This window comes from Methylobacter sp. BBA5.1 (assembly GCF_000746145.1).
GTDB lineage: Bacteria > Pseudomonadota > Gammaproteobacteria > Methylococcales > Methylomonadaceae > Methylobacter > Methylobacter marinus.
In genome coordinates this window covers 1-15263 of record NZ_KN050816.1, presented here as the reverse complement: position 1 = coordinate 15263, position 15263 = coordinate 1, and the positions used below count along the sequence as shown (strand labels likewise).

The following is a 15263-nucleotide window of genomic DNA, read 5'->3' as shown; positions in this document are numbered from 1 at the left end:
TAAAATTGCTATGCTGTGATAATTCCCGGTCCTGTCACTGGCAAGTTCGATGTAAGAAACTGGCAAGCGCCTGAATAAATAGAAAGGGAAAAGGAAGCCGCAGTGGAAAATAATAAAAATACCGGCCAAGTTGAAGCAAAAAAATACAATCAGAGGGACTATGAGTAAAGCTAACGAACTTGCTTTCCAAAACGACATCATTAGTCATGTAGTCGCTAACGGTTGGTTGTTGGGCAAACCTGAAAACTACAATCGCGAATTGGCTTTGTATGCGGAAGACCTGTTAGGTTTTGTGCAAGAGACTCAGAATGCGCAGTGGCAGAAGTTTTGCGCCTTGTACCCTCATAACCCTGAGCAAAAGTTCTTGGAGCGTGTCGCCTCGCAGCTGAATAAAGCCGACCCCAATGCAGCCAATAAGGAAATGCGCACTTTTGGTACTCTGGGTGTGCTGCGGCATGAACTGCGTGATCGTGGTACTCGTTTCAGCCTGTGCCAGTTTAAGCCTGAACATGAATTAAATCCCGATACCTGGGCGCGCTATAAAAAGAACCGTTTCCGTGTCGTGCCGGAGTTAGTCTACAGCCCTTGGGCGACTGAAGAGCAGTTGGCGCAAACCGGCACTAAAGCCAAGGCCTGGCGTATTGATCTGGTGCTGTTTGTGAACGGTTTACCGGTAGCCACACTGGAATTGAAATCGGAGTTCAAGCAGGCAGTACAGGCTGCCATTAAGCAGTACAAGACCACGCGCCTTCCTGTCGATCCCGCCACTAAAAAGCCGGAACCGTTATTAACCTTTAAACGCGGTGCCTTGGTACATTTTGCGGTCAGCCAATATGAAGTCTATATGGCCACACGACTGGAAGGCTCCAAGACCTTCTTTTTGCCGTTTAACAAAGGCACTCAAGACGGCGGTGCCGGTAATGATGTGCCGCAGGATGTCAGCCAATATGCCACGGATTATTTATGGAACGAGGTGTTACTGCCCGACAATCTGCTCAATATTCTTGCCCGCTTTGTCCATTTGGAAATTGAAGAGAAAGAGGATTGGGAAGGGCGTAAATATAAAAAAGAAGCACTGATTTTCCCGCGCTATCATCAATGGGACGTGGTCAACAAACTGATTCATGCGGCACGAACGGAAGGTCCTGGACATAAATATCTGATTCAGCACAGTGCTGGTTCCGGTAAATCCAATTCCATCGCCTGGACTGCGCATCAGTTATCGTCACTTTATAATCAGGGAGGCAATAAACAGTTTGATTCGGTGATTATCGTTACTGACAGAACAGTGCTGGATGCCCAGCTGCAGGATACGATCTATCAGTTTGAGCATGTGGATGGAGTGGTCGGGCGTATCAACAACAAGGAAGGCGATGGCTCCAAATCAGAAAAGCTGGCAGCCGCACTGGAAAACTCGCAGCCGATTATTATTGTTACGATCCAGACGTTTCCTTATGTCTTAAAAGCCATCGAGAACAGCGTCAGCTTAAAACAGCGGCATTACGCGATCATTGCCGATGAGGCACATTCCTCTCAGACCGGTTCTACGGCACGCCAGTTAAAAGAAGTATTGATGTTGGAGACCAAGGAGGGGGATGAAGAGCTTTCCACCGAAGATATTCTGGATGCTACTGTGGCTGCACGGCGCGCTTCCAATAACCTGAGCTATTTCGCTTTCACTGCCACACCCAAAACCAAAACGCTGGAATTGTTCGGACGCTTGCCGAACCCGAGTGAACCGGCATCTAAGACCAATAAACCGGCAGCCTTTCATGTCTACAGCATGCGTCAGGCAATAGAAGAAGGCTTTATTCTGGATGTGTTGAAAAACTACACCAACTATAAAGTGGCCTATAACCTGGCATTAAAAATTCAGGCAGCCGACCAGGAAGTTGAAAGTAAAAAAGCCAGAGTCAAACTCAATCAATGGGTACGCCTGCATGATTACAACATCTCGCAAAAAGTGCAGGTGATTGTTGAGCATTTTAAAAACCATGTGATGGGGCTGTTAGGTGGACAGGCCAAGGCGATGGTCGTCACCAGTTCCCGCAAAGAGGCGGTACGCTACAAATTGGCTTTTGACAAATATATTGCCCAGAAGGGCTATAAAAAGATCCATGCCATGGTGGCCTTTTCCGGTGAAGTCGAGTTTAGTCATAAAGACCCTAACGCCGAAGGTTTGCTGGGCCAAAAATTTACCGAGCATAATATGAACCCGAATCTTAAAAGCCGCGATATGCGCAAAGCTTTTGATTCTGACGACTACCAAGTCATGATTGTGGCCAACAAGTTTCAGACCGGATTTGATCAGCCTAAGCTTTGTGCCATGTACGTGGATAAAAAACTGGGGGGCGTGGAGTGCGTGCAGACCCTGTCGCGATTAAATCGTACCTATCCTGGCAAAGCGGAAACCGGCACTTTTGTACTGGATTTCTTTAATGAGCCGGAAGACATTCTCACATCCTTTCAGCCTTACTATCAAACGGCTGAATTGGCGGATGTTTCCGATCCTAATCTTATCTTTGACTTGTTCGACAAACTGCGTGCGGCAAATATTTTTCGCTGGCATGAGGTCGAGCAATTTTGCGTGGCATTTTTACAGAAAAGTAAAAGCAGTGCAGCGATTGCCAATATTTGCAAACCGGCAGTCGAGCGTTGGCAACAGCGCTATAAGTCAGCAGTTGCGGCGTACAAACAGGCCAAGGACATGTTTGAGCGAACAAAAAAAACGGGGGATACCGTATTAATTACCAATGCGGAGAATAGCTTTAAGGCATGCAAGCAGGAAAAAGATGCCCTGGAAATCTTTAAAAAGGACTTAGGCACGTTTGTACGCTTCTACGAGTTTATGTCGCAGATTGTGGATTATGATGATAAGGATAAGGATCTGGAAAAATTGAGCTTATATGCACGCCATCTGCGTCCCCTATTGCGTGAAACAGCGCTCGATGACGATGAAATTGATCTGGATAATGTATTGCTGAGCCATTACCGCCTGTCAAAAATCCATCAACAGGATTTAAAGCTGAAAGAAGATGCAGCTGAATACTTGCAACCGGGCGATGGCTTGGGTAGCGCGAAACCCAAAGATAAAAAGGAAGAATTCCTGTCGCAGATTATCAGCCGGTTGAATGAGCTGTTTATTACCGATCAGCTTACTGAAAAAGACTTGGTCAATTACGCCTATGCCATCAGAGACAAGGTCCGCGAAAATGAACTGGTCATGAAGCAGATAGACAATAATACCCCTGAACAGGCCATGTTGGGCGACTTTCCAAAGGCTATTGATGGCGCAATACTGGATAGCAGTGCAGCGCATCAAAACCAAATGATGCAATTGTTGTCCGACCCAGCCAAAGCGGCGAAATTTTCACGGATTGTGTTTGATTTGCTGCTTAGGGGATGATGAGCGCCTGCTATTTTGCGTGGATTGACTGATAATGATATACAAATTAATCGGTAAACTGCTCTAATGAATTGTTTTTGTAATGTGTATTTTTTTCGTATGGTTTGGCAAAAGCTGATGCTGAGACTGATAGAGATTAGGTGCTGTTTTTCAGTCCATCAGCTCTGCAATACAGGAGAAGATTAATGGAAAGTACAGAAATTTTGAGCTACTTAAATTCTTTAGGTTTTATTGATACTGGAAAAAAAGGATTCGGTGGGCATCATAGAGTCATTCATCCAAATATCAACAAAGGCAGCCTCTATGTAGGCAATCAATATATCAGCGGTACAGGTGCATATGTTGAACTCAAAAATCACATCCCTCAATCATCTTTTGATAATCATGATTACCCTGAATGGCGAAATAGTACTACTGAAGCATTATTGGATTGTTTAGCATCGTGGATAAAATAGGCACTGTGGAAAATGGACAACAATCAAAAAGAGTCAATATTAAGGTCAAAAATAAACTCAGCCGAACTTACTGATAATCAACCTACGGGGCTTTTAGGTAGCTTAAAAAATTATAATACTGATAATAAACATGATTTATTTGAGAAGGAATATAAAAAGCTATCAAATAAATTAGCCAAGTTAGAAAGACATTTTGAAGAGTCATGGAATCAAAGAAACAAGGAAATTGAAAATCAGATATCATCAATCGCCCACCAAGTTTCAATAATGGGCGGTGACGCAAAGGCGGCTATATCATCCCTGCATACAAATATAAATAATGCAAAAACTATTTCTGAAGAAAAAATTAACCTCTTAACCGAGTCTGTGACGAAAGCAGATGAAATTATCGGTCATCTTGCTAAAACAGCCGTTGCTGGAGGCTATACCGAAGCGGCGGAAAGAGAACGCACATCTGCAGATAAGATGCGAGAACTTGCAGTAATTTTCTTTGTTATGGCTGCATGTCCAATGATTTACTTACTTTTTGAAGGTAATGGACTGGCAATTGATTGGCCTCATATAGCAAGCAGAGTTTTACTATCTGTTTTCCTGCTTGCCCCAGCAACTTATCTTGTTCGTGAGTCTTCCAGGCATCGTGAGCAAGAAATTACTAATCGTAAAAAAGGCATGGATTTGGCAACTATTGATCCATTCCTGAAAAGCCTTCCTGATGAAATGCGCCATAATCTTAAAATTGAACTGGCAAAGATGGCTTATGCTGAGCGGGAAACACTTATTTCTAAGGAATCGTCAAATCAGTTAGGAATTCTTAGCGAATTAATTCCTGATTTTATAAAGATTATAAAAACCATGAAGGAAAAGGATGCAAAATAGATTCAGCCTATTATTGCTTCTAAATCGAGACTAAGCATGGCGCTGAATAATTTGAGTAGGCTAAAACACGTCAGTTAATGTCTTCCAATAAAGTTCCTAATCATCCAACTATATACTATGAGATGGTCCGCATCATTATAACCATATAGATGAGTAATGGTATTTTAGGATTATGTTATAGTTAATAGACTTGCTTAATATCACAACTTTATTGCTGCTAATATCAAACATGAGGAAATAATTACTTCTTATTGTGCGCTTGAAAATGTTCAATATGCCCCTATTATAGGTTTTCTATATATCATTAAAGAGTAGTTTCATAACAACTTTACCAATAGGTATGCATAATGGAAGCTTTAGATGCGATTATGACGGCAATCACTTCAGGCGCAATTGCCTCAGCACAGTCCACAACTGAAAAAATCATCAGTGATCTTTACAATGGATTGAAAACGCTGATTCAGCGTAAATACAGCGATGTCTCTCTGGAGGCAGTGGAAAAAAAGCCTAATTCTGAAGCAAAACAAGCTGCTTTGCGTGAGGATTTAGAAGAGGCTAATGCCGCAGAAGATAAGGAATTATTACAGCAAGCCCAGCTTTTATTGCAAGCAGTTGCAGAACAAGCTCCACAAGTTGCGCAAGCGATTGGCATTAAGTTAGAAGATGTGAAATCGGGTAATGTTCGTTTGCAGGAGGTTATTGTCAGTGGTGAACAAGCCGCAGGTGTGCATATCAAACATGGCGAATTTACAGGCGATATTGAAATTAGCAAAGTCAAAGTAGAGGCAAACTCTGGAAAAAAATAGACGCCGCAACGGAGGGACGGGCTTCTGTTGCGGCTAATGTTTTGTTACATGAGACTCAAGCTGGACGTGATATTAATATTAGTCACCATGAAGACCATCATTATTATCCAGTTGAGCAGTCCAAAGGAGAAGTCCAGTCCGTAGTTGACATTTCTCATCTTCCAGAACCTACCGTTGCTTTAATCGGTCGTGGAACAGAGCTTACTTTGCTTACCCAAGCCTTTACCAATCCCAACAAACACTTGGCAATTATTGTAGCAGCAGGAGGGATTGGTAAATCTGCTTTAACCGATGAGTGGTTACGGCAGATTGCTACACAGAGCTATCATGGCAAAGCCCGTGTATTTGGTTGGTCATTTTATTCGCAGGGCTCGCACGACACATTTACAAATTCACAGCCTTTTTTCAATGAGGTGTTGCGCTTTTTAGAGGTAACTGAAATTCCTGCAGATGAAATTAAAAAAGCGCAATTGTTAGTGCGGTGTTTACAGCAACAGCCTTGTTTACTGATTTTGGACGGGCTAGAGCCATTGCAATATGCAGAAAATTTATCGCCTATGAAAGGCGAATTACAAGACAGCGCATTAAAAGCGTTTATCGCCTGTTTTAGACGAACGCCGGGCAAAAGTTTTGTACTGTTTTCTTCGCGTCAACCACTGGTTGAATTGAAAAAATGGCAGGCAGAAAATTATTTATCATTAGATTTAAAGACTTTGCCACATGATGATGGTGCGAAGTTATTGCAAGCATTAGGCGTAACAGGCAAGACGGAAGAACTGCTAGCGATTAGTGAAAACTTAAATGGTCATGCTTTAAGTTTGATGTTAATAGGGCATTTGTTAAAGGAGTATCATCAAGGCGATTGCCGATATGCGGGAATGTTGCCGATTTTAACTCTGGCACATGGTGACAGTGATGCCGAAAAAGACAGCTGCCATGCGAAGCAAGTACTGGATTATTATGACAGTTTGCAAGATGCCGCTTCACGTTGTTTTTTACAGCTGTTAGGCTTGTTTGACCGTCCTATGAGTCGAGAGGAAAAGGCGGTCTTAATTGCCGATGCACAGCATGCTGAACCGTTGCGTACTTTAACAGAAAAAGAATGGCAAGCAGTAGAGCAGAGGCTAGAAAACTGCGGTTTGTTATTAGGCAAAAAAGGTAGTCTAAATCGATTGGAATGGGATACACACCCAATTATTCGTGCCTATTTTGGACAGAAATTCAAAGAAAATCGTCCAGAATCTTTTAAACAAGCGCATCTGGTTTTGTTTAATTATTATAAAAAAGTGCCTCAGAGAGAGTATGGAAAATATCTTCCTGATACTTTAGAAGAAATGCAGCCGCTCTATCGGGCTGTGGTACACGGGGGATTGGCAGGGGAGTACTGGCAAGCGTTGAATGATGTTTATAAAAAACGCATTTTACGGATGAATAATATTGGTAAGATTGAATTTTATAGTCGGCATCAACTCGGAGCATATTCGCAAGATCTTACTGCTTTATCTGCATTTTTCCCCTCTGGTTGGATAAAACCAACAGATAGCGATTTACCTGAAGTAGAGCAAGCATGGCTATTAGTGGATGTTTCTTTTTGCTTAATGTCTCTGGGACGATTACAAGAGGCAATTGGGCCAAGAATAACTGGGGTAAAGTTTTATAAAAAATCAGAAAATTGGGCATACGCTTCTAGCGGTATTCAAATTCTAGTAAGTTTGCATCTTCCTCTGGGACAATTAAAAGAAGCTCAGGAAGTAGCGCAACAAGCAGTAAAATACGCCAATTCTAGTAGAGATTTTGACCAGCGAGTTACAGCCCCGTGTTACATAGCGACTGTTCTACACTGTAGAGGCAATTTGCGTGAGGCATATGATTATTTTCAGGAGGCCGAGGCTTTATTCCAAACAAGTGGCAGATATGAATATATTCCTTCATTGTCTGGCTTTTGGTATTGCAATCTGTTACTTGATTCTTTCAGTGATATAACTACTTTGGAAGATGTGGAAACAAGAGCTGCATATATAGTGCCAGACCATGGCTCGCTGTTAGACGCAGCTGTAACTGCTTTAATTCTTGCGCGTGTCTTTGCTGCTTCAAATAAGCTAGTCGAAGCAGAAGGTGCCTTTCAAGCAGCGATAAAAAATATACAAAAAGCCAATACAATATTCCGTATCCCACCATTTTACTTATATCGCGCCGACTTTTATATTGATCAAAGTCAACTAGATAAAGCCTATGTCGATTTAAATAGTGCATGGGAAATTATCGAGCGTTGTGACATGAAACTTTATGCAGTGGATTACTTATTAATACACGGACGATTTAGCCTTGCCATCGCTGACTACGATACCGGTTTAAATAACTACAAAGAAGCCAAGCAACTCATCCAAGAAACTGGCTACCACCTGCACGATGCGGAACTGGATTTATTTGCAGCCCAACTTTGCCAGCAGCGAGGCAACGTCGATGGTAAAAATGCCAATCATTACTTACAAAAAGCTAAAAATCGAATAAAGGAAATTGGGCAAGAGGGATTAACGCCTTATTGGGAAAAAGTATCAGACTTTTGTGCTAAGTGAAAAGTTGAATTCTTACTCGACGAAAACTACAGTAAAAACTACAGTGGTTTATTTTTCTTCATGCACCTTTTAGCGACTTTACACTGCTTAAGGTATCGTCTATGCTATTGATTAAAGGAAGTTATAAGTAGTATGCAGTTTTCTAATAGAATTTAGCCTCGAACTTTTAATGCGATGGTCGTGCGTTCGAATCGCACACGACCCACCAACAAAACCAAATAAATTAACCAGTTAGCTTTCACGGGCAACTGGTTTTTTTGTGCCCGAGATATCAGTGTAGTAAATTTGTCACAAAAAATTTCTATCTTATTGGCATGCTCAGGAACGCGCATAAAATAACTTCCTCAAGTGGGCGGATGAATTTCCGGTGTAGGTGCGGATTTATTTATGCCCTATGGGTACTTGTGCCCTTCAGGGTATCCGCACAGTGCGAATGAATTCGCACCTACAATTTCCTGATTTATTCCATGCCCATTACTCAGCAAGATGTTCGGGAGACAAATGCGCATAACGCATTACCATCTTCACACCCTTCTAAATTCCTAATTCCTTTAGTACATGTAACGGGGCCCCCTGTTGTATATGTCAGCTAGCCCAAGTATGGCGCAAATCATGCCGGCGAAAATCTTTGATGCCCGCTCGCTTCAGTGCTTTACGCCAAGCCTGGTTTTCATCTGCGCGACAGAGGCCAGCACTCGTTCTTGGATGTGCTCAATCATCAGCCATTCGTCGGGCGTTGAGTCCGCTGATCGAAGCATGTCCGTAGCACCGGGTAAAGCCGACTCGACGCGCTGAATCAGGTCAGCCATGACTCTGCGGACAAACTGCGGTTTGGTAGCGATCTCTTCAGCGAAACGATCCCAATGGCGAGCCATCAGCCATCGTGGCCGGTTTTCACCGCCAATCCTGAACGCCAGCTTCTGACTTAAGTTGGGATACACGGTGGTACAAACCAGATCGTAAAACGGAGCCAGTCGGGTTCGCTTGCCGATAGTGATCAGCGATAAATTTTTAGCATGGCCATCCATATTGCCGACCAGGACATTGAATATTACCCATTCGATCAGGCGTTTTTTATCGAGCGCGGGTTGAGTGCTATGCGCCAGTACCGTTTCAAAACAGGTTTTTAAAGAAGGGCCGCCTTCAGACTCGTATTTCTTGCCGGAAGTAATTCCCAGCACTTGGCACAGATCGTTTTGATGCAAACGCCGGAGCCGCCCGTCAGCACCGATTTCGCGATCATAGCGGCTGATGACCACAGCACCCAGCTCGGCAACATAACGGACTTCAGCCACATCAAGCTTGCTATGACGCGCGAGCATCATGATCATCGCTTCGTTAATGGCCGTGTTCGGGATGTCATAACGATGCTGCAGGGACGGCTTGATGATGTGACTGGATGGCGCAGCCCCTAACGGAATCGAGATGTTGCCATTGGCATCGATAAACACCGTCATCTTGTCTTGGGCACCCGACAGCGACATGCGGGCCTGTTCGCCCGAGAGATCGAGCGGAATGCCTCTTGACCGGTCAAACCATTGCAATATGGATTCCGGCGTTACCGGCAAATAGTGCGGCTGACCGGATGGCTGCATGTCTTCCGGCAGGATCGAGAAAGCTCCGGCAGTATCGCCGCCAAAGCGTTCCAGCAAGCCAAAGATGTTGCCCGAAGAAATATGCGCGGCCTTGCTGATGAATTCGAGCACATCACCTTCCGGCAAAAGGTTTTCGAAAAACGCGGTCACAGGGTCTCCGCGAAAGACCTGGTCGGCAAGCGGCAGTTCAGACGATAAAGGAATGGCCTCAGGGTTGGTCAGCCAGTTCGGCGAATAGACAAAGGACATGTCATTTCCCTCGCCTTCATTTAAATGGCCGACTAAATGTTCTCCGGCATAAACGGACAGGCGCTTCATCGGTTACGATCCACGATCACGACGTCGAGGCCGAGTAAATTCAAGATATGTATGACCTTGTCGAATTGCACTGTACCTTTGCCGTTTTCCAGATCACTGATAAAGCGGGTACCGGTTTGTCCCAGTCCGGCAAGATCGGCTTGGGTGAGGGCTTGGGCTTTTCTATGGGCGGCAACGATCCGGCCTACGTCCTTTGCCGAGCTGATATTACCGTTCGGTCGTTTTTCTGAATTCATGAGGTTTCATACCCTTATTATTACCGTTCGGTAATTTTATGAGATAAGTTAACAATATGACAACTCAATATTCCCGAACGGTATTTTTTGCATGTTTCAGCTCAATCATTTGCCGCGGCATTGACAATGGATAACCTCTTTCACTTAGCGCGCCGGGCACAACACTTACCGGGCGCTAATCAGGCTCAGGCGCTGGCAGACAGATCGAAACAGGGACTGGAAGGGATAATGGCTTTAGCCGCAGCCGGATACGGCGGGTATTGCGGATGACCATGAGGCCGGTTTTAAACAGTTTCAGGCGAATGGTGGCGCAAGTGGCCTGCGCCAGTTCGGTGTTTTTCAGTGCGATCCGGCGGATGGCCTCGATCAGCGGATAGGCCAGCGTCGACAGCAACAGGCGAAACGGGTTCGGCCACCACAGACGCATGATTTTTTATCATTCCTGAACCGGCCGTGACATTGCCTTTACTCTAAATCGCAGCATGGGTTCATTGGCTATTTGCTGTTCTGTCATAATATATTCTTCCTTAGCCTTATCACGCAGACCGTTTTTATGAATGTAATACATGGAGCCTGGATTCCGGAAAACACACAGGATTTCATTCAATCCGGCGGTTTTTATCTGTGGGTGGAAAGCGACGAGGTTCTGACTACTATTAAAAATAAAAAGGATGTTCATCCACAGCATTTGCAGGGTCAGTCCTGCCTGGATTTTTTAAAAGATGAGCTGGCGGTCAATCCTGTAAACGCCCGGCAGGGGACATTGCTGTCTTTATGTCTGCCCACTTATCGGAACAAGCCGCTGCCGTCGCCGGAACTGGAATATGTCGAAGTTGACGGGGCAGTGACGCTGCAGGACTGGCAGGTATATGCCTATCCATTGCGGGAACCTCTGAAAACGATCAATAACATTCATTTCCTGTGCTGTTTCCAGGCCAGCAACAGCCGTATCGGCAGTGACTTTTTGTTTTGGTATTACTTCAGCCAGTCGTTAAAACAAATTTTTGCCAAGGATCAGTATATTCCGCGGTTGTTAAGCAGGAAAGCGGGTGAAAAGATCGAGCTATATCGGCGCTGGCAAGCGGTATCCAGTCACTATGAGGGTTTGATACAAACGGCCGCCGCTCAAATGCCGCTGGCCTGCGGCCAGCAGTACGAGCCTGAATCATTGTTGCGGCATTTTGCCGAAGTGGTCGTTCATGAATTGCTAAGCGCAGCCGCACAGGAGATGCCGCAAAGTTTTACTAGAAAAGTTCAGAACGACTTTTTGGAAACCATCTTGTCGCAAAGACAGACAGCGGCGCCGATCCGAACCTGTCAGCAACTTCCCGATGAGTTTAGGCTCTGGCAGCACTGGCAGCAAAAACTGTTGGGAACCGATGCTCAAAGCGCCCTGCATTTAGGCCTGCAATTATTGGAAGCCGATGCCGATCATGTTGACCAGTGGCGTCTGGTGTTCTTCCTGTCCTCGCACAAAGACCCGTCGCTTAAAGTGGATTTATCTGATTACTGGGCTCATAAAAGCCACTTTCATAAAATGCTGAGTCCGCAATTCGGCCCGGCGATCGACCAGCAGCTATTGGTTAATCTGGCGCAAGCCGCCCGCATTTATCCCAAGTTGTGGCAGGGGATGGAAGGCAGCGAGCCCGAAAGCGTGCAGCTCAATCTGGATGAAGCCTTTGAGTTTTTGAAAGAAAGCGCGTGGATATTGGAGGACGCCGGTTTCAAAATCATCATTCCGGCCTGGCTGACGCCCAAAGGCCGCCGCCGGGCGAAACTTCGCCTGCGCACGTCCGGCAAAGCCAAGTCCGCATCGGCCGGTGCGCAATCCTATTTTTCCATGGAATCACTGACAGATTATCAGTACCAGCTGGCCATCGGCGATGAAACGCTGAGCCCTGAGGAATGGCAGCAGCTGATCGATACCAAAGCGCCGCTGATCCATTTTCGCGGGCAATGGATAGAGCTGGACCGCGATAAAATGCAGGAAATGCTGGCTCTTATGCAGCAGCAAAGCGCCGCCATGCCGGAAATGTCGATGCAGGAATTATTGAAGAAACTGGCCGAGGAAGCCGATAGTTTTGAACTGGATGTGCACGACAGCCTGGCCCGGATGCTGGCAAAACTATCCGATAACAGCCAGCTCGAACCCATAGCCAACCCTGAAAAGCTCAATGCGCAGCTGCGGGACTATCAAAAACGCGGCGTGTCCTGGCTGCGTTATCTGGAAAGTCTGGGATTGAACGGTTGCCTGGCCGATGACATGGGCCTGGGCAAAACCATGCAGGTCATCAGCCTGCTGGTCCTGGAGCATGAGCAAACGAAGCCCGGTCCTACGCTGCTGATTGCACCCACCTCAGTCATCGGCAACTGGCAAAAGGAAATTGAAAAATTCGCCCCGCACCTGACTTCGCTGATTCATCACGGCAGCGGACGAGAACAAGATGCCGATGCTTTCAGGCAACTGTGCCTGCAGCATGACCTGCTGATTACCTCTTACACGCTCGCGCGCAAGGACAGCAAACTGCTGAGCGCCTTGCACTGGCGGCGGGTGGTTCTGGACGAAGCGCAACAGATCAAAAATCCCAAGGCGGCACAGACCAAAGCCATTTTAAAACTCAATGCCGATGCCCGCCTGGCGCTGACGGGTACGCCGGTAGAAAACCGCCTGATGGATTTATGGTCCATTTTCAATTTCCTTAATCCCGGTTATTTAGGCAACCAGACGCAGTTTCGCAAAGCCTACGAGTTGCCGGTGCAGCGCGATAACGATCCAAGGCAATCGGCCATCCTGAAAAAACTCATCCAGCCTTTTGTGTTGCGGCGCTTGAAAACCGATAAGGCGATCATCAAGGATTTGCCCGATAAAATTGAAAACAAGATTTACTGCAATCTCAGCAAGGAGCAGGCGGCCCTGTATGAAGTCGTGGTGCAGGATGTGGCGACACAATTGGAGGAGGCGGAAGGCATTCAACGCCAGGGCCTGATGCTGTCCACCCTGATGAAGCTGAAGCAGATCTGCAATCACCCGATGCAGTTTCTGCAAGACGGCAGCGTTTTTACGCCGGAACGCTCGCACAAGCTTGAACGCATCGGCGAAATGCTCGAAGAAGCGATGGAGCAGGGCGACAGCGTCCTGGTCTTTACCCAGTTCACCGAAATAGGGGAACACCTGGAGCGTTATCTGGCAAAAGACAAACACTATAAAACCTATTACTTGCACGGCGGCACCCCGCGCGCCAAACGCGAGCAGATGATCAGTGATTTTCAAGACCCGGAAAGCGGCCCCGGCGTGTTTATTCTCTCGCTCAAGGCGGGCGGCGTGGGCATCACCTTGACTCAGGCGAATCATGTGTTTCATTTTGACCGCTGGTGGAATCCGGCCGTTGAAAACCAGGCCACTGACCGGGCCTTTCGCATCGGCCAGAAAAAGAACGTCTTCGTGCACAAATTTGTAACCCTGGGCACGTTGGAAGAGCGCATCGACCAGATGATCCGTGATAAGCAAAAAATGGCCGACAGCATTGTCGGCAGTGACGAAAGCTGGCTGACCAAACTCGACAACCAGGCGTTTAAAGACCTGATTGCCCTGAATAAACACAGCATTTTGGAAGATTAGCATGAGCAAATATGCGAAAACCTGGTGGGGCCGGCGATTTATAGCCGCCCTGGAAGACTTTACCGACAGCGGCCGCCTGTCGCGAGGGCGTTCCTATTCCCGCGACAACCGTATCAAGCAATGGGAATTCAAAGAGGGCAAAGTCGAGGCCAAACTGCGCGGGAACATCAATCCTTATTTTGGCACTTATAAAGAGCCGACTTATAAAGTCAGCGTGCAGATGACCCGGCTATCCGAGGAGCAATGGCAAAAAATCATTGAAAAACTCGCGCAACGGGCCAGCTTTATCGCCAGATTGCTGCTCAATGAAATCCCGGAAAACATTGAAACGGTCTTTGAAGATGCCGGCTTACATTTTCTGCCGAATGACTACAGGGATTTTAAAGTCTCCTGCAATTGCCCGGACTATGAAGTGCCGTGCAAACACATTGCCGGCGTTTGCTATCGTTTGGCCGGACAATTTGACCAGGATCCGTTTCTGTTATTCGAAATGCGCGGCCTGGCGCCTGAAAAGTTGCTGCGGGAATTGGCGCTGTCACCGCTAGGAAAGGTTTTAAGCGATGCTAAAAGCGGCGCGACTGCTGAATTAATCCCGGTGGACAGTTTTTACACCCGACCCGCCTCCATAGCGCTCCCCCATGAAATCAGCCTGAAAGGCTTTTGGCAGGGGCAGCACCCTTTGCCCAAAAGCATAGAGCCCAGCCAACCGGCCACTATTCCCGCCATGCTAATCAAAAAAGGGGGCGATTTTCCGGCGTTTTGGCAAAAACAAAATTCATTTATCGAGGTTATGGAGGAATTTTATCTCAGGATGCGCAAGAATACCTTGAAGGGGCTGTGATTGGGAGGCATGCTTGTGCAGTCGGAAAAAATCATCGAAGCGCACGGCGGTAAGCTGGGCGAGCAGATGGCCAAAGGTGCGGAACTCGATCAGCTGATCCGGCAGGAGTATGAGTTTTAAGCCCAAAAAACCGTAGGTCGGGTTAGCCTTTGGCGTAACCCGACAGGTCGGAGCCAAGTAGACGCATCGGGGCACGAAAGTGTCGGGTTACGCTGCGCTAACCCGACCTACGGAGCTGATTTGCAATGAATAATTTTAGCGATAGTGTAACCGGACAATAATCATGCAATACCGACGCGTATTCATCCCAGGAGGGAGTTATTTCTTTACCGTAGTCACGGAAAAACGCAGGCCGGTGTTTAACAATGCAGCAATGGTCGAAGTCCTGCGCGACGCATTTCGCAATGTACGCAAATCCCGCCCGTTCGAGATCGACGCGATGGTAGTAATGCCGGATCATTTACATTGCCTATGGACATTGCCGTCCGGCGACAGCGATTACGCTACCCGTTGGAGATTGATCAAAACCGGGTTT

The 15263-nt window shown here is 46.5% G+C and carries 11 protein-coding genes and 1 pseudogene; 8 read left to right on the top strand and 4 right to left on the bottom strand.

The window, feature by feature from the left end; all coding sequences use genetic code 11:
• The first annotated feature begins 130 nt into the window (after window positions 1-130).
• The 5 genes from EK22_RS21895 to EK22_RS21880 all read left to right on the top strand — a co-directional run bounded on the left by EK22_RS21895 (window position 131) and on the right by EK22_RS21880 (window position 8119).
• Complete coding sequence (locus EK22_RS21895) at window positions 131-3406, top strand: type I restriction endonuclease subunit R (RefSeq protein ID WP_200882649.1); 3276 nt, start codon at window positions 131-133, stop codon at window positions 3404-3406.
• Window positions 3407-3591: 185 nt separating this feature from the next.
• A complete protein-coding gene (locus EK22_RS24510) occupies window positions 3592-3861 on the top strand; it encodes a hypothetical protein (protein ID WP_152565195.1) in 270 nt (89 codons plus the stop codon).
• A 12-nt stretch (window positions 3862-3873) separates the two neighbouring features.
• Window positions 3874-4737, top strand: coding sequence for a hypothetical protein (locus EK22_RS21890; protein WP_036254512.1), 864 nt, complete (start codon window positions 3874-3876; stop codon window positions 4735-4737).
• 347 nt (window positions 4738-5084) lie between these two features.
• Window positions 5085-5543, top strand: coding sequence for a hypothetical protein (locus EK22_RS21885; protein ID WP_036254510.1), 459 nt, complete (start codon window positions 5085-5087; stop codon window positions 5541-5543).
• Window positions 5544-5584: 41 nt separating this feature from the next.
• Window positions 5585-8119: a tetratricopeptide repeat protein gene (locus tag EK22_RS21880; RefSeq protein ID WP_036254508.1), complete on the top strand. Its 2535-nt coding sequence runs from the start codon at window positions 5585-5587 to the stop codon at window positions 8117-8119.
• A gap of 537 nt (window positions 8120-8656) precedes the next feature.
• Here the strand turns inward: EK22_RS21880 and EK22_RS25655 are convergent.
• The 4 genes and pseudogenes from EK22_RS25655 to EK22_RS21865 all read right to left on the bottom strand — a co-directional run.
• Window positions 8657-8800, bottom strand: a pseudogene (locus tag EK22_RS25655) (tyrosine-type recombinase/integrase); the annotation flags it as partial.
• On the bottom strand, window positions 8764-10032 hold the full coding sequence (locus tag EK22_RS21875) for a type II toxin-antitoxin system HipA family toxin (RefSeq protein ID WP_020160086.1): 1269 nt from the start codon (window positions 10030-10032) through the stop codon (window positions 8764-8766). The gene EK22_RS21875 and the pseudogene EK22_RS25655, both read right to left, overlap by 37 nt.
• The gene (locus EK22_RS21870; RefSeq protein ID WP_020160087.1) at window positions 10029-10268 is read right to left on the bottom strand and encodes a helix-turn-helix transcriptional regulator; all 240 of its coding nucleotides are present in this window, start codon (window positions 10266-10268) and stop codon (window positions 10029-10031) included. The genes EK22_RS21875 and EK22_RS21870 overlap by 4 nt, the downstream gene beginning before the upstream one ends.
• A gap of 175 nt (window positions 10269-10443) precedes the next feature.
• Window positions 10444-10695: a transposase gene (locus tag EK22_RS21865; protein WP_020160088.1), complete on the bottom strand. Its 252-nt coding sequence runs from the start codon at window positions 10693-10695 to the stop codon at window positions 10444-10446.
• A 126-nt stretch (window positions 10696-10821) separates the two neighbouring features.
• On the opposite strand from EK22_RS21865, the gene EK22_RS21860 reads away from it, so the two are divergent.
• The 3 genes from EK22_RS21860 to EK22_RS24000 form a co-directional block, all read left to right on the top strand.
• The gene (locus EK22_RS21860; RefSeq protein ID WP_020160090.1) at window positions 10822-13887 is read left to right on the top strand and encodes a DEAD/DEAH box helicase; all 3066 of its coding nucleotides are present in this window, start codon (window positions 10822-10824) and stop codon (window positions 13885-13887) included.
• 1 nt (window position 13888) lies between these two features.
• Window positions 13889-14728 (top strand): SWIM zinc finger family protein, encoded by an 840-nt coding sequence (locus tag EK22_RS21855; RefSeq protein ID WP_020160091.1) that lies wholly within the window; start codon window positions 13889-13891, stop codon window positions 14726-14728.
• Window positions 14729-15011: 283 nt separating this feature from the next.
• Window positions 15012-15263: REP-associated tyrosine transposase (locus EK22_RS24000; protein ID WP_036254662.1), on the top strand; the 252-nt coding region annotated here is incomplete at its 3' end.